Source organism: Haloferax sp. Atlit-10N (assembly GCF_003586325.1).
Lineage (GTDB): Archaea > Halobacteriota > Halobacteria > Halobacteriales > Haloferacaceae > Haloferax > Haloferax prahovense.
The window spans coordinates 536807-555520 of the sequence record NZ_PSYX01000001.1 but is presented as its reverse complement, the minus strand read 5'-3'; the positions used below and the strand labels follow the sequence as shown (position 1 = coordinate 555520).

Below are 18714 nucleotides of genomic sequence, written 5' to 3'. Positions count from 1 at the left end.
TCACGGCGTGTCGACCACGTCTTCGAGCGCGTCGTCCGAGACGCTCGCCGAGATGCGGACGCCCACGACGCTCACGACGATGCCGGCGACGATGAACATCGCCAGCCGCTGGACCGGCGTGAGCGCGAGTCGCCCGAGCAGTTCGAGGTTCGGCAACTCCCCCTGTCGTTCGAGGAGGAAACCGGCGAACCCGCGGACGACCAGCCCGATGGCGACGACGCCGAACGGGAGGTTCATGTACGACGTGGAGACGCGCTCGCTCCCGATGAGTTCGTCCAAGAGACGGCCCGCGCTCGCGGTTAGCGCGGCGAGCGCCAGCCACGGGACGCTGTGGTAGACGAACAGGAGCGACGGGACGAGCACCTCCTCGCTCCCGCCGACGCCCGGCGTCCGGATGGCGAGCGCGCCGAGGAACAGCCCGACGATGGCCAGCCCCGCGGCGACCGCGTAAGTGACGACCGACACCTGTCCGGAGTAGAGGGCGTCGCGAATCTGGTCGGGTGCGTCCGAGAGGAACTCGTCGATAGCGAGCCCCTTGTAGAGGAGCACCGCGCCCATGAGGGCGGCGAGCCCGGCCATCGCGACCGCGGGAGTGAACTGGACGAGAAGCAGCGGGACGAGGAGCAGTCCGACCCCGAGCGGGACGAGTATCGTCGAGCGAAGCTCCTCGTCGCCGAGGAACTGCTTGAGCAGGTAGTACGTCGACTCGATGTCGTGGGCCTGTCGGACCACCACGCGGTCGACCGCGTCGACCCGGAACCGGCTCTCGACGACGGGGACGAGTCGCTCGTCTTCCGCGCTGTCGATGACGACGACCGCGGACTCGACGTCGAACTGCTCGGCGAGGTCGTCGAGCTGTCGTGCGACGGCGCGGTCGGCCCCGACGGGGCTGTCGCTCGTCCCCGAGATAACCGCGATTTCGGCGTCTTCGCGCTCGTCTCTGAGTTCGCGCGTCGTCCGCAACGCCGCGAGAAGGCAGTTGACGCTCGAATCCTCGGGGTCGGCGAGCCCCACGTCGGTGACGAGCGACCGGACCGCTTCCCAGCCGACAACGGGCGTCGAGAGCCCGGTCTTGCGGCCGATGTCGTTCGCCCGGTCGACACAGAGGACGAGCGTTGTCACGTCGAAGACGAACGCGGGCGCGGGCTAAAAAGCCTCCCAGTCGTCAGAACCGAAACGAAAAGCCGTCGTCCGGTTCGACCGACGAGGCGACCCCCGCACCGAAGGCGTACGCCGCCCCCTCGACACCGCCGCGGAGCCGGTCGGTGAGGCCGACCTCGGGGGTGAACTCCCGCACCGAGACCTCGTCGCGGCCGAGGAGTTCGGCGAGTCGGGCCTCCACGTCGTCGCGGGTGCCCAGCGAGTCGACCAGCCCGAGTTCGTGGGCCTCCTCGCCGAGGTAGACGCGGGCCTCAGTATCGCGGACGACCTGCGGGTCCATGTCGCGCCCTTCGGCCACGCGCTCGACGAAGTCGTCGTAGTAGTCGTCGATGAGCCCCTGGAGGTACTCGCGTTCGTCCTCGGTCGGCTCCTTGAGGGCCATCCCCGCGTCCTTGTACTTCCCCGCGGCGAACCGCTCGTAGGAGAGGCCGACCTTGTCGGCCAACTCCGAGGCGTTGACCGACGAGCCGATGACACCGATGGAGCCGACGACGCTCACGTCGTGGGACCACAGTTCGTCACAGCCGCTGGCGATCCAGTAGCCGCCCGAGGCGCAGGTGTCCGTGGCGTACGCGACCGTCGGGCCGTCGAAGTCGGCGGCCGCCCGGCGGATGTCGTCGCTCGGCAGCACCTCGCCGCCGGGCGTGTTCAGTTTGACGAGGAGCGCGTCGACGTTCTCGTCGTCGGCCGCGGCGTCGATCTGTTCGACGATGTCGTCGGCGGGCGTGCCGCCGCCGCGACCCGGAACGGGGCCCCCGCCGCCGTCGCGGGAAATCGGCCCCTCGACGGCGACCTCGGCTACGTCGTAGTCGGGGAAGGCCGAGGCGGCGAGCCTGCCGCCGACGCGGAGCGCGGCGACGACGGTTCCGATGACCAAGAGGAGCCCCGCGAGGTCCGCGAGCGTGTCGGGGACGCGGTAGAACAGGACCCAGCCGACCGCCGCTGCGACGACGGCGAGGACGACTACGATAGTCAGCCGGTAGATGCGCGTGAAGCTGTCGGTCACGGTGAATCACTCATGGCTGTCGCTGGGGCTTCGAACGGGATAAAAATGATACGTCGCAAGCGCGACGAAGAGAGAGAAAGTGACCGGGGTTTAGAGCAGACCGGACTTCTGAAGCTTCATCAGGTCCTCGGTCTCGAGGGTCTCGCCTTCCTTGAACTTCTGGTAGATCTCCTCGGCCTCGGCCTTGGCGGCTTCGCGCTCCTCGGCGCGGGAGTCCTTGCGCTGGCGCTCTTCCTTCTTGTCCAGCTCGCGGAGGCGCTTCTGGACGCGGACGAAGTCCTCGTGGTGACGGTCGGCCGCTTCCTGGGCTTCGACGAAGAGCTCGTGCATCTCGTCGGCCTTGTCGCGGATGTCGTCGGCCTCGCGGTAGGCCTCGATCATCTGGTTGTGGTGTTCCTGGGCGTCGTCGGCCAGCTCTGTCACCTTCTGGTGGTGCTGGGACGCCTCGGAGCGGACCTCTTCTGCCTCTTCGATGAGCGCTTCGAGGTCACCGCTCTCTTCGACCTTGTCCTTTTTTTGGCGAAGTTCTTCGCGCTTGTTCTCGATCTTCTCGATGAGCTCGCGCTCGTCTTCGGTCGAGAGGACTTCGGTCTGCTGGCGGAACTCGAGTTGCTCGATCTCCTCTTTGAGCTCGTCGATGTCCTTGCCGTCGTCGAGCTCGAGGTCGCTTTTCATTTCGTCGACCTCGTCGAACAGCTCGTTGGCCTTCGCGTTGAGCTCGTTGCGGCTCTGCTTGTGTTCCTGCACCTGCGAGTTCATCTCGTCGCGCTTCTCGCGGTGCTTCTGGGCTTCGTCAACCTTCTCGCGAGTCTTCGCGTTGAGGTCGTCGCGCTTGGATGCGCGCTCAGAAGCCATCTGGTTTAGTTCATTGCGGCGGTCACGGAGTTGACCGGCGAGTTTGATGAGTTCGCCTTTCGAGCCGCTCTCGAGCTTTTCGTCTGGGAGATCGATGTTTCGTGCCTCGTCGAGTTCCTGCACGTCGAACTCGCTAAGTACTTCCTGCTTCGTTACCATGCGTAATCAATCCTCGATACCATCACCACTCCGTGCGTGGCGGCTGCTCGTGGGAGTGCGACCGACCGTGGATAAGAATTCCCGATCATTCTGCGTGCGATGCCGCCGGAACGCCGGAGGCGCTCAGGTACATACACATACAGGCGACCAGTTAATAAATACTTCGGTGAAAATTCGGGTGAAAACAGTTACCACACCGCTCGTATCGACCGTATTCACCATGTCAGTGTTTGCCATGGGCGTATATAAATGGGATGCGAACCGTGGGGGCTAAACCGAGTCGGGTCGGATGCCACGCCATGAGAGAAGTCATCCGCGCACGCGGCCACGAGCACGTGCGCGCCGAGCACGCGAGCACGTTCGAGGTGACGACAGACGACTGGCTCACCCCCGCGGGCGACTGCATCATCGGCGTCGAGGCCGACCGCACCCCCGCCGACTTCGACCCGTCGTTCGTCGAGGCCTGTCAGTCCCACGACGCCACTATCGACGTGCGCGTCCGCGTGGACGCGGACGGCGACACCTACGAGCAGGCGGTCCGCGCCCGCGGACACCCGGACCTCTCCTTCGAGGGCGACCGCAGCGTCGTCTTCCGCACGAGCGACTACGTGGACGACCGGACGGGCGCGGTCGGCGCGGCCCACGCCGCCGCAGGCTTCGACCGCGACCTCGTCTCGGCGCTCGCCGACGGCGCGGAACTGACGGTCACCATCGAAGTCGAATAGCCCCGCGCAGACGGCGGACCAACGCGAGCCGACCGACGGAATGCGCTTTTCACCGCGCGGTCGTAACCTCCGGGCATGCCCGAAGAACCCTCCGAGAACATCAGCGGCGGCACGAGCGGCGGCGGTCGAGAGACGGCGTTCGACCCCGCCGACCCCGAGACCGCGACGCGCGCCGAGGTCGTCGTCGACCGACTCGGCGAGCGCTACTGGCGGAAGGCCTACGGCGGGCAGGGCGGCTTCGAGTGCCTCGTCCGGACGATTCTGAGTCAGAACACGAGCGACAAGGCGAGCCAACCCGCCCACGACGAACTCATGGCGCAGTACGGCGGCGGCGACCTCGCCGAGTCGCTGGCGGCGGCCGACCGCGAGGGCATCGTCGAGGCCATCCGCTCGGGCGGGCTCTACAACCAGAAGTCGAAGCTCATCCAAGGCGTCGCCGAGGACGTGCTGGCCGACTTCGGGAGCGAGGCCGATTTCGACCGCTACGTCCGCGAGGAAGTGCCCGCGACGGTCCGCGACCGACTCCTGGAGATGAAGGGCGTCGGCCCGAAGACCGCCGACTGCGTCCTCCTCTTTGCGGGCGGCCGCGGCGGCGTCTTCCCGGTTGACACCCACGTCCACCGCATCGCTCGGCGAATCGGACTCGCGCCGGCTGACGCCGACCACGAAGGCGTTCGCGCGGCGCTCGAACGCGACATCCCCGACGAGAAATGCGGCTTCGGCCACACCGCGATGATTCAGTTCGGTCGCGAGTTCTGCACGGCCCGAAAGCCCGCGTGTCTCGACGGACCGGAGGCGTGCCCGATGGCCGACGTGTGCGACATGGTCGGCGTCGACGCGGCGGCGCAGGCCGTCACCGACCCCGCGGCCGCGGACGACTGACTAACAGGACTTCGTTTTGAGTCCGCTCACCGGCGAGCCGTCGTCCTCGTAGCTCGATTCGATACCCGAACCGGCGAACATCGGGAGGTTCATCGAGTAGTCGTAGACGACGCTGAATCGCGAGAAGGGGTTCGAGAGGAACGCCGACGCGGGGCCGACGCCGTCGAACGCGACGCCCGCCCGGAGTTGGACGATGGAGTCGTTGCCGACGGAGCCGCTGGCTTCCATCCCGAAGCCGCCCTCGCCGCCGAGGTTCTCGAAGACCGAGAGGAAGACGACGAGGTCGATGCCCGCGCCCTCGCCGCCGATGTCGAACTGGTGGCCCTCGCCGGGGAAACACGGCGAGGTCGGGCCGGTCGCGGCGGCGACCGGGGCGGTCGCAACGGTGAGAATCACGGCGAGCGTCAAGGACGCGCGGGTCGCGGCGTTCATACCGTCGCCTCCGGCGCGCTGGTAATTAAGGATACGTCGCGATTCTCAGGGGTGATACCACGAGTCGGCGAAAAACGAGACGAGAGACGGGGGTCGCGGCGGGGCGCGGACCCGGCGATTACTCCTCGCCGTCGAGCTGTCTGATGAGTTCGTCGAGGACGGCGTCCGCGCTGGCGAGGTTGGTCGCCAGCGGCGTCTGATGCACGTCGCAGATGCGGAGCAGCGCGGTGATGTCCGGCTCGTGGGGCTGGGCGGTCAGCGGGTCGCGAAGGAAGATGACGCCGTCGCAGGTCTCGCTGGCAATCTCCGCGCCGATCTGCATGTCGCCGCCGAGCGGCCCGGACTGCTTGCGCTCGATGTCGAGGCCCGTGGCGTCGATGAGTCGCTGCCCGGTCGTCCCCGTCGCCATGAGTTCGAAGCGTTCGAGGTCGGCCTGTCGCTCCTCGGCGAACGAGATGAGGTCCGGCTTCTTCTCGTCGTGAGCAATAAGTGCGAGACGCATGGCAAACACTCGTTCGAGCGTCGTGATTAATCTTCGCCCGGAAGCCGTCCGTGAGAAATCGTCGCGCGGCGGCGATTGATACGTCGACGCGGGTCGCCGTGGACGAGAGTCGTTACTTGAAGCGGAACGTCTCGAGGTTCTTCGGCGCGAACGTCCGCATGTTGTAGTCGTGGTAGAGCGCCGACGAGAGGTCCTGCACGGAGCGCTCGTCGCCGTGGACGCACAGCACCTTCTCCGGGCGCGGGTTCATCGTCTTGACGAAGTTCTCGAGGCCCTGCCGGTCGGCGTGACCGGAGAAGCCGTCGACGGTCTCGACGTCCATCTCGAGTTTCAGCGTGTCAGACCGGCCCATGCCGTCGCGGCCGTTGACCGGAATTTCGTCCCAGCCGTTCTGGATGCGGCGACCGAGCGTTCCCTGCGCCTGGTAACCGACGAAGACCAGCCGGGACTTCGGGTCGGGACCGACGTGGCGGAGCCACGACATGATGGGGCCGCCGGTGACCATCCCGGAGGTCGAGAGGATGATGGCCTGGTCGCCGTCGGCGACGTCCTGTCGCTCCTCTTCGCCGCCGTCGATGTGGTTGAACTCCTCGGCGAGGAACGGGTTTTCGTCTTCGTGGAAGATGCGGTCGCGGAGGTCGTCGCGGAGGTACTCGGGGTAGGTCGTGTGGATGGCCGTCGCCTCCCAGATCATCCCGTCGAGGTGGACGGGCATCTCCGGAATCTTGCCGGAGCGCATCGCCTCTTCGAGGACGAGCATGATCTCTTGGGAGCGACCGACGGCGAACGCCGGGATGACGACCTTGCCGCCGCGGTCGTACGTCTCGTTTATCACCTCGATGAGGCGCTTTTCGGAGTCCTGCTGGTCGGTCTGGTAGTCGTTGCGGCCGCCGTAGGTCGATTCGAGGACGAGCGTCTCCACGCGCGGGAAGTCGTTGACCGCGCCGTTGAACAGGCGGGTGTCCTCGTAGTGGATGTCGCCGGAGAACGCGACGTTGTAGAGGCCGTCGCCGATGTGGAAGTGCGAGACTGCGGAGCCGAGGATGTGGCCCGCGTTGTGGAACGTGAGCTTCACGTCGGGCGCGATGTCGGTCACGTCGCCGTACTCCAGCGGGATGGTGTGCTTGATGGCCTCGCGGACCATCTCGGACTCGTACGGCGGGGTGCGACCTTCCTTCGAGGCGACGTCGAGGTAGTCGAGCGTGAGCAAGCCCATGAGGTCGCGGGTCGGCTCGGTCGTGTAGATGGGACCGTCGTAGCCGTACTTGAACAGAAGCGGGACGAGCGCCGAGTGGTCGAGGTGGGCGTGGGTGAGAACGACCGCGTCGAGCGAGTTCGCGCCCGACCCGAGCGCCTCGGGGACCTGCAGATACGGCACGTCGTCGGAGCCGGGCTTGTCGCCGCAGTCGACGAGGATGCGGGTCTCGGGCGTCGAGACGATGAATGACGCGCGACCGACCTCGCGGCAGCAGCCGAGGGTCGTGATTCGGACCCACTCGTCGTCCGAGAGCTGTTCGCGGTGAATCTGCCGACCGGTCCGTTCGAGGATGCGGCGACGGTCCTCGCGTTCCTGTTTCAGGAAGTTGCGGACGTTCGAGACCGTCGAGGACTCGATGGGCGGGGTGCGGACGACTTCGGGCGTCCAGCCGACTTTCTGTGTAATCTCGCGGAGCGTCGAGCCGTGGCGACCGATGACCATGCCCGGTTTCTCGGCCTCGATAACGACTTCGCCGGTGTCGATGTGGAAGTCGAGGTCGGTGACGCCGGCCTCCTCGGGGATGACGCTCAGAATCTTGGGTTCGGCCTCCCGGGGGTCGGACAGCACGTCCGGGTCCGGGCGAACCGTGATTCGCTTTCGGAGCTTACTCGCGAGTTTCCGGATGAGGTCGCCGTTCTGAGCGAACTTCTTCGGGTCGCGCGTGTAGACGACGAGTTCGGGACCCTCGTACTTGACGTCGGAAACCGAGATGTCGCGGGGGAGTTCGTTCGTAATCTCTGCCTTCAAATTCTCGAGTTGTTTATCTACGGAGCTCATAGTTACGAGCGACCCGTCCGGTCCTGCGCCGGCAGGTCTCGGGAACCCCTACCTCAGGAGCGTCGACACGAGACGGTCCACGTGTACGAGTGCCAGTCTCGGCCAACTGCGGAGAGAGCATAGTGAACTGAATACGGTGGTATCTCGACTGCGGGAAGAGGCAGGGAAAACCCGCTTACCCGACAGTACCATGTCGCCAGTATAAAACCCTTCGCAAAGTCGAAGCGTCTCGGGGCCGACCGACGACCATGGAACTCACACCGGCGGCCGTCTCGGCGGAACACGATTGGGTTCGAGAGCGCGCGGACGTGGTCGTCCCGCTCATCAACGAGACGCGGAGCCGACTCGGCGAGCAGTTCGGCACGCGCGTCGGCGAGGTCGACGACGCGGCCTACTTCGACGCGGTCGACGCGGTGTTCGCCGACGGCGAGGTCGGCGTCAACGTCGCGGCCTACGTGCGCATCCTCAAACAGTTGGACGTGCAGGACGACTATCCCGGGTTCGTCGTGGACGAGGTGCTCGGCCGCGAACTCGCGGCGACCATCGCCGGCGGCGAACCGCTTCGACTGCTCGCGCAGGCGACGTTCCACTTCGCGGACGTGGCCGTCCACACCGACGGTCCCGCCGGACGCGACGACCTCGATGCCGCGCTCGCCGCGGGGTTTCAGACCCGCCTGCCGGGGTGGTCGTGGCGCGAGGGCGACTCACCGTTCGACAGCCGGCGCTGACGACGGGGCGGCGTCGCCGGAAAAAACCGTGTTCGGACCGCTTACCACTCGATTCGGACGCGCTCCGACGACTGCTCGGACTCGCGTTCGGCCTGCGAATCGAGGTCGCTGAGACGTCCGCGGAACGCACCGATGCACTCCTCGCACGCGGTCACGTGCGCGAGAACGCCGTCTTCGTACTCCGCCATGACCGCCCGCGGGGTCCGCCGCGTCGGTCGCTCCGGCCCCATCCGGCCGATGCCGCGCACCTCGGGGTCGCCTAACCCCGCCAAGCGCTCGCCGCGCGTCGCCGCCCACCGCGCGTACGACGCGAGTCGGTCGCGGGTGCGGCGCTCGCGCGGACTCAACCTCCCAGAGAGGTCCACGAACCGGTCCCACGTCTCGACCGTGTACTCCGAGACGAGACCGCGTTCGACGACATCGTCCAGTCGCTCGATAACCGGTGTGAACTCCGCGCGTCGCCCGCTCGGAACCCACAGTTCGATTCGGACCGCCTCCTCCCGAGGAGTCGGCCGCTCGTCGCTCACAATTGTGTCCATTGTTAGCACGCCAACCACCACGTTCTGGTAGGACACCCGACGATATGTATCTATGCGTCCGCCGGAGTCGCCGACGGTCGTCGGCGAGAGACGGTCCGCGTGGCGGGGCGGCGCGCCGGCACCTTCGGGGCGTTTAAGGGTTCGCTGCGGCTACCGATGGGCAATGAGCGACGAGCAGGAACTCGGAATCACCGAGTCGAAGCAGTACAGCACCGGCGAGTGGTACGCCGAGGTCGTCCAGAAGGCGGGCCTCGCGAACTACGGCCCGGAGGGGATGAGCGGCTTCATCGTGACCCGCCCGCGCGGCTACGCGCTGTGGGAGGCCATCCAGAACTACCTCGACGGCGAGTTCAAGAAGACGGGCGTCCAGAACGCGTACTTCCCGCTGTTTATCCCCGAGAGCTACCTCGAACGCGAGAAGGACATCGTCGAGGGCTTCGACCCCGAGGTCGCGTGGGTCACCCACGGCGGCCACGAGGAACTCGAAGAGCGCCTCGCCGTCCGCCCGACCTCCGAGTCCATCATCGCGCCCTACATGGCCCGGTGGGTCCGTAGCCACCGCGACCTCCCGCTCCGCGTGAACCAGTGGGCCTCCGTCGTGCGCTGGGAGGCCACGGAGACGAAGCCGTTCTTCCGCACCAAAGAGTTCCTCTGGCAGGAGGGCCACACGGCCCACGAGACCCGCGACGGCGCGTGGGACGAGACGATGACTCGCCTCTCGCAGTACCGGTCGCTCTACGAGGACGTGCTCGCCATCCCCGTGCTCCGCGGCGCGAAGCCGGAACACGACAAGTTCCCCGGCGCGGACACGACGACGACCGTCGAGGCGCTCATGCCCGACGGCAAGTCCGTGCAGGCCGGCACCTCCCACTACCTCGGCACCTCCTTCGCCGAGGCGTTCGACCTCACCTACACGACCGAAGACGAGGACGAAGAGCCCGCCCACACGACCTCGTGGGGCCTGTCGTGGCGCTCGCTCGGCGCGCTCATCATGACGCACTCCGACGACCAGGGCCTCGTCCTGCCGCCGACCATCGCGCCCGAGCAGGTCGTCATCGTCCCCATCTGGCAGGCCGACACGCAGGAGAAGGTCCTCGAGTACGCCGAGGGCATCGCCGACGAGCTCGAAGACGCCGGCGTCCGCGTCGAACTCGACGCCCGCGACGAGCGCAACCCCGGGTTCAAGTTCAACGAGTGGGAGCTCAAGGGCGTCCCCGTCCGCTTCGAAATCGGCCCGAACGAGGTCGACGACGACGTCGTCACCGCCGTCCACCGCCCCGACGGCGAGTCGGTCGAACTCGACCGCGAGAACATCGCCGAGGCCGTCCAAGAGCAGTTCGACGAGGTGTACGCGAAGCTCTACGCCGCCGCCGAGGAGAACCTCGAAGAGAACGTCCGTGAGGCGACCGCCCGCAACGAGATTCTCGGCACCATCGGCCAGCACGGCGGCTACGTGAAAGCGCCGTGGTGCGGTGACGAGGCCTGCGAGGACGAGATTAAAGATCAGATCGCCGCCGAAATCGTCATGGTTCCCCTGAACGACGAAGACGCGGAGATTCACGACGGCGAGGACTGTGCGGTCTGCGGCGACGACGCCGAGGAGACCGCGTACTTCGCGAAGTCCTACTGAGCCGCCCGCCGCGCCGTTCTACACGATTGTTCATATTTTTCGTCGTGCGTCGAATCATCATTAGTCGACATACTATGTATGGATACATCCTTATATGACATTGTAACACCCTTATTGTTTCAGGAAAAGTTGCTTATGGTGGTAGCTGTATCATTGGCGTATGACCAAGCCACACATAGACGCACCCTTCGCTCAGGGCGGGTTAGCCGACCCGACCGACGAGCGGTCGAACTGCGGCGTTGGGGCCGTCGTAGACCTTGAAAACGGCGCCTCGCACCGAGTCGTCGCAGACAGCCTCGAACTCCTCGAGAACCTCGAGCACCGCGGCACCACGGGCGCCGAGGAGAACACCGGAGACGGGGCGGGTATCCTGTTCCAGCGACCGGACGAATTCTTCGAAGCAGTCCTCGAAACCGAGCTTCCGGACCGTTACGCGGCTGGTTCGGTGTTCATGCCGACCGACGACGAGGTCCGCGAGCGCGTTTCGGCGGTTGTCGAGGATTCGCTGGCCGACCACGGGCTGTCCGTGTTCGACTGGCGCGACGTGCCGACCGACAACTCCGAACTCGGCGCGACCGCGCTCGAATCGGAACCCGACGTCTGGCAACTGTTCGTCGAGCCGGCCGGCGAGATGACCGCAGACGAGTTCGACCGGGCGCTCTACCTCGCCCGTCGCGCCGCCGAGAAGGCGGTCGATACCCTCGCCATCGAGGGCGCAGGCCGGTTCTACGTCTGCTCACTCGACCGCAAGACCATCGTCTACAAGGGGCTGCTCACGGCCGAACAGCTCCCGAACTACTACCCCGACCTCGGCGACGAACGGATGGTGACCGAACTCGCGCTCGTTCACGCGCGCTTCTCCACCAACACGCTGGGCGCGTGGCACCTCGCCCACCCGTACCGCCAGGTCATCCACAACGGCGAGATAAACACCATCCGCGGTAACGTCAACTGGATGCGCGCCCGCGAGACGGACCTCCAGCACGAGGCCTTCGGTGACGACATCGAGACGCTCAGGCCCATCACGAAGGCCGACCAGTCCGACACCGCGAGCGTCGACAACGCGGTCGAACTGCTCCTCAAGGGCGGCCGCGAACTCCCGCACGTCCTGCGGATGCTCATCCCCGAGGCGTACCGCAACGACGACGCGATGGACCAGGCGCGCCGCGACTGGTACGACTTCCACGCCTCGCTGGTCGAGCCGTGGGACGGCCCCGCGCTCGTCGCAGCGACCGACGGTGACCGCATCGCCGCCGTCCTCGACCGCAACGGACTCCGACCGTGCCGCTACGAGGTGACGACCGACGGTCGCCTCATCGTCGCCAGCGAGGTCGGCGCGCTCGACACCGACCCCGCGGAAATCGAGTCCCGCGGCCGCCTCCAACCCGGCGAGATTTTCATGGCCGACCCCGACGAGGGTCGCGTCATCCCCGACGCCGAGGTGTTCGACTCCCTCACGGACGAGAAGTACGGCGAGTGGCTCGACGAACAGCAGCGCCACCTCGACGAGCTCGCCGGCGACGCGGACTCAACCTCGCGCGGACAGGTCGAGTCGCTCCGGGCGACGCAGGCGGCGTTCGGCTACACGCACGACCAGCTCAACCACATGATAGAGCCGATGGCCCGCGACGGCAAGGACCCCGTCGGCTCGATGGGCGACGACACGCCGCTTTCGGTGCTGTCGGACCTCAACCGCCCGCTGTTTACCTACTTCAAGCAGCTGTTCGCGCAGGTGTCGAACCCGCCTATCGACTACATCCGCGAGAAGCTCGTGACGAGCCTGGAGTCGCGGCTCGGCTTCCAGCGTAACCTGCTCGACGAGTCGGCCGACCACGCGCGCCAACTCGTCCTCGACTCGCCGGTCCTCACGGACGCCGAGACGGCGGCCATCAAGGACCTCGACGACGACATGCGCAGCGCCGTCGTCGACATCACCTACGAGCAGGGCGGCGACCTCCGCGAGGCCATCGAGGCCGTCCGCGACGAGGCCAAGTCGGTCATCGAAGACGGCGCGGATATCGTCGTCCTCTCCGACCGCAACGTCGGCTCCGACCGGGTTGCCATTCCGAGCCTGCTCGCGACGGGCGCGGTCCACCACAGCCTCGTCCGCAACGGCCTGCGGAACCACGCCGGCCTCGTCGTCGAGTCCGGCGACCCCCGTGAAGTCCACCACCTCGCCACGCTCGTCGGCTACGGCGCGGGCGCGGTGAATCCCTACCTCGCCTACCAGACCATCGAGGACGTCGTCGCCGGCCCCGACGGGGCCGACGAGGGCGAGGCCATCGACGCGTACGTCCACGCGCTCGAAGACGGCCTGCTCAAGACGATGGCCAAGATGGGTATCTCGACGGTCGAGAGTTACCGCGGCGCGCAGATCTTCGAAGCCGTGGGCCTCGCCTCCGACTTCGTCGCCGAGTACTTCGAGGGCACCGAAATCCGCACCGAGGGAATCGGACTCGACGTCATCGAAGAGGACCTGCTGACCCGCCACGCCGCCGCCTTCGGCGCGGACCCGAAGCTCGAACGACAGGGCGAGTACGAGAACCGCTCGGCCGGCATCCACCACGGCTGGAACCCCCAGACCGTCGGCACGCTCCAGCAGTCGGTCCGCGCCGGCGACTACGAGAAGTACAAGGAGTTCGCCGAGCTGGTCAACGACCAGTCGGAGCAGCTGAAGGCGCTCCGCGGTCTGCTCGAGTTCGACTCCGACCGCGAGCCCGTGGACATCGACGAGGTCGAACCCGTCGAGGACATCGTCAAGCGCTTCTCGACGGCCGCGATGTCGCTCGGCAGCCTCTCGCCGGAGGCCCACGAGAACAACTCCATCGCGATGAACCGCATCGGCGGCAAGTCCAACTCCGGCGAGGGCGGCGAACCGCCGGAGCGCTTCGGCACCGAAAAGGAGTGTAACGTCAAGCAGGTCGCCTCCGGCCGCTTCGGCGTCACCTCGCATTACCTCTCGTCGGCCGACGAGATTCAGATCAAGATGGCGCAGGGCTCGAAGCCCGGCGAGGGCGGCCACCTCCCCGGCAAGAAGGTCAACGAGATGATCGCCCACGTCCGCTATGCGACGCCGGGCGTCGGCCTCATCTCGCCGCCGCCGCTGCACGACATCTACTCCATCGAGGACCTCAAGCAGCTCATCTTCGACCTGAAGTCGGCCAACTCCGACGCCGACATCAACGTCAAGCTCGTCTCCGAGGCCGGTATCGGCACCATCGCCGCCGGCGTCTCGAAGGCGAAAGCCGACGTGGTCCACATCTCCGGTCACGACGGCGGCACCGGCGCGTCGCCGAAGACCTCCATCAAGAACGCGGGCCTCCCGTGGGAACTCGGCCTCGCCGAGGCCAACCAGATGCTCCGCGCGACGGGGCTTCGCTCCCGCATCCGCGTCTCCGTCGACGGCGGCATGAAGACCGGCCGCGACGTGGCCATGGCCGCCCTCCTCGGCGGCGAGGAGTACATCTTCGGGACCGCGTCGCTCGTCACCTCGGGTTGCGTGATGGCCCGCCAGTGCCACGAGAACACCTGTCCGGTCGGCGTCGCCACGCAGGACGAGAACCTGCGCCGCCGCTTCCCCGGCGAGCCCGACCACGTCATCAACTACATGACGTTCATCGCGGAGGAGCTCCGCGAGATTATGGCCGACCTCGGCTTCACCTCGCTCGACGAGATGATCGGTCGTCCGTCCCTGCTCCGGCAGATAGAGACGGACCACGAGAAGGCCAAGCACCTCGACCTCTCGTCGGTGCTGGCCGAGCCCAAGACGGGCGCGCGCCGCAAGACCGAAGACCAGGTCCACGCGGACATCGAGACGCACGTCGACCACAAGCTCATCGACGAGGCCGCGGAGGCAATCGAGGACCGCGAGCCGGTCGTCATCCGCCGCGACCTCTCGAACGTCGACCGCGCGGTCGGCGCGATGCTCTCGAACCGCATCTCGAACGCCCACGGCGGCGAGGGGCTCCCGGACGACACCATCCGCTGCGAGTTCGACGGCATCGCCGGCCAGACGTTCGGCGGCTTCCTCGCCCGCGGCGTCACGATGCGGCTCACCGGGGCCGCGAACGACTACGTCGGTAAGGGCCTCTCCGGCGGCCGCGTCATCGTCAACACGCCCGCCGAGGCAAACTACGAGGCCGCAGAGAACATCCTCATCGGCAACGTCGCTCTCTACGGCGCGACGCAGGGCGAATGTTACGTCAACGGCCTCGCCGGCGAGCGCTTCGGCGTCCGCAACTCCGGCGTGAAGGCGGTCGTCGAGGGCGTCGGCGACCACGGCTGCGAGTACATGACCGGCGGCGTCGTCGCCGTGCTCGGCGAGACGGGGCGCAACTTCGCCGCGGGCATGTCCGGCGGCGTGGCCTACGTCTACGACCCCGACGACGAGTTCGCCGCGAAGGCGAACACCGAGATGGTGACGCTCGAAACCCACCTCGACGACAAGGACGAGGCGATGCTCACCCGACTCGTCGAGAACCACCTCGCGTACACCGAGTCCGACCGCGCGGTCGAACTGCTCGACGACTGGCAGTCGGTGCTCGGCGACTTCGTGAAGGTGATGCCCGACGCGTACGCCGAGGTCATCGCCGAGGACGGCCGCGAGGACGTGCGTAACGAACTTCCGGCGAAGGCGGGCGCAATCGTCGACGCCGGGACCGACAGAGTCGGCGCAGCGACGACGAGCGACGACTGAGGACCGACTCGACCGTCAGCGACTGACGGTTCGGTCGCCATCCCGCGTTTTCTTGCTGTTCGGCGTGTTTTTTCGGACTGTTTCGTATCACTTACCGAACAGATAATGATGAGCCGTCCGGGGCCATGTCGGCGTGGACATGACCCGTGATTACTCGCGGCGGACGGTTCTCGCCACGCTCGGTGCTCTCGCGGCATCCGGCGTGGCCGGCACCTCGCTCGCGGACAGTCACTCGACAGCAGAATCGGACACGGTCACGACCGAGGATTGGTCGCAGTCTCGTGCAGAGCCGGGGCGCACCGGCGCAGTCGCTCCCGAATCGGCACCCGACGACGAGTACGCCGCCCTGTCGTGGCTCGACGGAACGTGGCATAAGACCAGCGCGAACGAGGTACTCGTCGACGACGGGGCCGTCTTCCAGACGTTCTACACCAACGACAGCACGTTCCGAGGGGGCGTCGTCGCCTACGAGGCCGACACGGGCGAAGAACGTTGGAAATACATTGCCCCGGAGTACGGGGCGTCAGAACCCGGAATCGGCCGGGTGACCGACACACCAGCCGTGGCAGAAGGGACGCTCTTCGTGACGAGTGAGGCAGGATACACCGATTCGGACGTCAAATACGGTGGACTCCACGCGCTCGACTTGGATACCGGCGAAATTAATTGGCAGAAGACACCAGCGGACTACGCGAGTCCGGACAAGGAGTGGCTCGGGACGCCGCTCGTCGCCGACGGCTCCCTCTACGTCCAACACCTGACAAACGCCAGCGCAGACCCGGACCAACAGGAGTCGGTCGTCGTGGAACTCGACCCCGAGAGCGGCGAAGTCGTGTGGCGCTCCGACGCGTCGTACCGGACCTATCCCTACATTGGCGACGACGAGACGCTCTACGGGATGGCGACGTACACCGACGAGAAGAACGAACTCGTCGCGTGGAACGCGAACGACGGGAGCAGGCGGTGGACCGCAGTGCTGGAAGACGGTGTGAACTTCGTCGACTCGGCCCACAAAAACGGTCGCATCTACCGTTCCTCCGGGAATCGGTTCCGAACCGACGAGATAAACCGAGTCGTCGCACACAGCGACGAGGACGGGAGCATCGAGTGGGAGACGAGACTCACACCCGACGGCGAGGAGTCGGTGCGGTTCATCAGCGCACCGGCCGTCGCCGACGGCACCGTCTACGTCACCACCGCGCTCGACGTGGACTCGGTGGCGGAAGAGGGTATCCTCTCGACGGTCGCCGCGCTCGACGCCGACACCGGAGACATGCTGTGGACGCACGACACCTCGACGGAACTCCACGGCGACCCGAGCGTCGCAGGCGACACCGTCTACCTCGGCGGGAGCGCCATCCCCAAGGCTATCGGAGACCTCGAACGCGAACGCCGACATCCCACGATACACGCGCTCTCGACCGAAGACGGGACCCAGCAGTGGTCCTATCTGGTTCGACACGAGCAGGACGCACCGTCTCGAAAAGCATCGACGCCGGCGCTCGCGGACGGACGAATCCTCACGGGCTATCTGGAAGAAGCGTCCACGGAGCAAGCCGGGGTGTTCGCCCTCGAAGGGAGTCCGGAGGCCCCCGATTCGAGGAATCTTCCGCGTTCTTCGGACGCCCCGGTCGCCCGCATCGTCACCGACCCCGAAGACGCCGACTCGGCGGACCTCGATTCCGGGACCACCGTCGCCCTCGACGGAACCGCGTCGACGGGTGAGGTGGCGACCTACGAGTGGCAGTTCGGCGAGGGCGCATCGTTCGAAGAACGCGGTTCGACGACAGAGATTACGCTCGACTTCTGTGGGACGCTCGACGTGACGCTCCGCGTGGCGGGTCCCGACGGCAACCAGAGCACCGACAGGGTTCGTCTCTCCACCGACAGATAGTCGCACAAGCGGGACTGCGGCCCACCCTCGTCGCCCCATTTTTCCACCGGCCGTCCGAACTCGATGGTATGCCCCGCGAGTACGACAAACTCGTCCGCGACGACATTCCCCGAATCGTCCGCGAGTCGGGCGAGACGCCGGTCGTCCACGTCGCCGACGACGAGGAGTTCGACCGCCGACTGCGCGAGAAACTGGTGGAAGAGGCCGAAGAGTTCGCCGAATCCGGGCGCGTCGAAGAACTCGCAGACGTGTACGCCGTCGTCGACGCGGTCCTCGCCCGACGCGACGAGGACTGGAAGACGGTCCAGACGGCAGCACGAGAGAAGGCGACCGAGCGCGGTGGGTTCGAAGACGGCATCGTGCTCGAACGGGTGGAGTGAGGTCCAGCGGCCGGGACGGGTTCCGGCACCCGCCACCGATTCTCCCACGTTTTTCACCGCGCGCGCCCTCGACCGAGACATGGACAACGCACTCGTCATCGGCGGCACGCGGTTCATCGGCCGCCACCTCGTCTCGGAACTCCTCGACGGCGGCTACGCCGTGACCATCTTCAACCGCGGCAACCACGACAACCCCTTCGAGGACGACCCGCGCGTCCAGCACGTCCAGGGCGACCGAACGGACGACGAGGCGCTCCGGACCGCGAAGCTGACCGTCGACCCCGACGCCATCTTCGACTGCGTGGCGTACAAGCCCGCCGAGGTCGCCTCCGCGGTCGACATCTTCGCCGACGTGGACGCCTACGTCTACATCTCCAGCGGCGCGGCCTACGGACGCGAGGTCATTCCGAAGCGCGAAAACGAGACGCCGCTTTGCGACTGCACCGACGAGCAGGCGGCGGACGACTCGGGCGCGAGCTACGGCCCGCGGAAGGCCGAGGGCGACCGGGTCGTCTTCGAGGCGGCCTCGCGGGGTATCAACGCGATGTCCGTCCGCCCCTGTATCGTCTACGGCCCGGAGGACTACACAGAGCGCCTCGACTACTGGATCGACCGCGTGCTGAACTACGACCGCGTCGTCGTCCCCGGCGACGGGACGAACGTCTGGCACCGCGCCTACGTCGAGGACGTGGCGAGCGCGATGCGCGTCGTCGCCGAGGAGGGCGAGGCCGGCGAGGCCTACAACGTCGGCGACAGGCGGCTCGTCACGCTCGAAGAGATGGTTCAGGTCATCGCCGACGCCGCGGGCACCGACGTCGAAGTCGTCCACGCGGGCGAGCGCGAACTCGCCGCGACGGACCTCTCGATGGACGATTTCATCCTCTACCGCGGCTACCCGCACGTCCTCGCGACGGACAAACTCGCCCGCCTCGGCTGGGAGTCGACCCCCGTCGAGGAGGCGATGCGCCGGTCGGTCGCCGACCACCGCGACAGCGACCGCGACGGCTCCGAACACGACCCCGGCCGCGACGCCGAAGAACGCGTGCTGTCGATTCTCGACACGCTCTGAGGAGGGTCGGAAAACCGGGAC

General features: G+C 66.8%; 15 protein-coding genes. 8 read left to right on the top strand and 7 right to left on the bottom strand.

Annotated elements, in window-relative coordinates:
* From C5B91_RS02895 to C5B91_RS02885, 3 genes are all read right to left on the bottom strand, one after another.
* The gene (locus tag C5B91_RS02895) at positions 1-1122 is read right to left on the bottom strand and encodes a DUF373 family protein (protein ID WP_049968197.1); all 1122 of its coding nucleotides are present in this window, start codon (positions 1120-1122) and stop codon (positions 1-3) included.
* 43 nt (positions 1123-1165) lie between these two features.
* A complete protein-coding gene (sppA, locus tag C5B91_RS02890) occupies positions 1166-2167 on the bottom strand; it encodes a signal peptide peptidase SppA (RefSeq protein ID WP_049968196.1) in 1002 nt (333 codons plus the stop codon).
* 90 nt (positions 2168-2257) lie between these two features.
* Positions 2258-3181 (bottom strand): coiled-coil protein, encoded by a 924-nt coding sequence (locus C5B91_RS02885; protein WP_008092382.1) that lies wholly within the window; start codon positions 3179-3181, stop codon positions 2258-2260.
* A gap of 299 nt (positions 3182-3480) precedes the next feature.
* On the opposite strand from C5B91_RS02885, the gene C5B91_RS02880 reads away from it, so the two are divergent.
* Both C5B91_RS02880 and nth read left to right on the top strand, forming a co-directional pair.
* Positions 3481-3906, top strand: coding sequence for a DUF371 domain-containing protein (locus C5B91_RS02880; protein WP_008092380.1), 426 nt, complete (start codon positions 3481-3483; stop codon positions 3904-3906).
* Positions 3907-3981: 75 nt separating this feature from the next.
* Positions 3982-4788 (top strand): endonuclease III, encoded by an 807-nt coding sequence (gene nth, locus C5B91_RS02875; RefSeq protein ID WP_115819067.1) that lies wholly within the window; start codon positions 3982-3984, stop codon positions 4786-4788.
* Here nth and C5B91_RS02870 read toward each other — a convergent pair whose 3' ends face one another.
* The 3 genes from C5B91_RS02870 to C5B91_RS02860 form a co-directional block, all read right to left on the bottom strand.
* Positions 4789-5220, bottom strand: a complete 432-nt coding sequence (locus C5B91_RS02870) for a hypothetical protein (RefSeq protein WP_049968194.1) — start codon at positions 5218-5220, stop codon at positions 4789-4791.
* Positions 5221-5338: 118 nt separating this feature from the next.
* Positions 5339-5722, bottom strand: a complete 384-nt coding sequence (locus tag C5B91_RS02865; protein WP_004972550.1) for a methylglyoxal synthase — start codon at positions 5720-5722, stop codon at positions 5339-5341.
* A gap of 112 nt (positions 5723-5834) precedes the next feature.
* Positions 5835-7757, bottom strand: a complete 1923-nt coding sequence (locus C5B91_RS02860) for a beta-CASP ribonuclease aCPSF1 (protein ID WP_008092373.1) — start codon at positions 7755-7757, stop codon at positions 5835-5837.
* Positions 7758-8005: 248 nt separating this feature from the next.
* Here C5B91_RS02860 and C5B91_RS02855 point away from each other — a divergent pair, with 248 nt between their 5' ends.
* A complete protein-coding gene (locus C5B91_RS02855) occupies positions 8006-8485 on the top strand; it encodes a hypothetical protein (protein WP_008092370.1) in 480 nt (159 codons plus the stop codon).
* A gap of 41 nt (positions 8486-8526) precedes the next feature.
* Here C5B91_RS02855 and C5B91_RS02850 read toward each other — a convergent pair whose 3' ends face one another.
* On the bottom strand, positions 8527-9024 hold the full coding sequence (locus C5B91_RS02850) for an HTH domain-containing protein (protein WP_049968192.1): 498 nt from the start codon (positions 9022-9024) through the stop codon (positions 8527-8529).
* Positions 9025-9187: 163 nt separating this feature from the next.
* Here C5B91_RS02850 and proS point away from each other — a divergent pair, with 163 nt between their 5' ends.
* From proS to C5B91_RS02825, 5 genes are all read left to right on the top strand, one after another.
* On the top strand, positions 9188-10654 hold the full coding sequence (proS, locus tag C5B91_RS02845; RefSeq protein WP_115819066.1) for a proline--tRNA ligase: 1467 nt from the start codon (positions 9188-9190) through the stop codon (positions 10652-10654).
* A 160-nt stretch (positions 10655-10814) separates the two neighbouring features.
* On the top strand, positions 10815-15350 hold the full coding sequence (gltB, locus tag C5B91_RS02840; RefSeq protein ID WP_115819065.1) for a glutamate synthase large subunit: 4536 nt from the start codon (positions 10815-10817) through the stop codon (positions 15348-15350).
* A gap of 139 nt (positions 15351-15489) precedes the next feature.
* The gene (locus C5B91_RS02835) at positions 15490-17244 is read left to right on the top strand and encodes a PQQ-binding-like beta-propeller repeat protein (RefSeq protein ID WP_115819302.1); all 1755 of its coding nucleotides are present in this window, start codon (positions 15490-15492) and stop codon (positions 17242-17244) included.
* A 68-nt stretch (positions 17245-17312) separates the two neighbouring features.
* Positions 17313-17624 (top strand): nucleoside triphosphate pyrophosphohydrolase, encoded by a 312-nt coding sequence (locus tag C5B91_RS02830; RefSeq protein ID WP_008092359.1) that lies wholly within the window; start codon positions 17313-17315, stop codon positions 17622-17624.
* 79 nt (positions 17625-17703) lie between these two features.
* Positions 17704-18693 carry an NAD-dependent epimerase/dehydratase family protein gene (locus C5B91_RS02825; RefSeq protein WP_115819064.1) on the top strand — a complete coding sequence of 330 codons (990 nt, stop codon included), beginning with the start codon at positions 17704-17706 and terminating at the stop codon, positions 18691-18693.
* Positions 18694-18714: the final 21 nt, after the last annotated feature.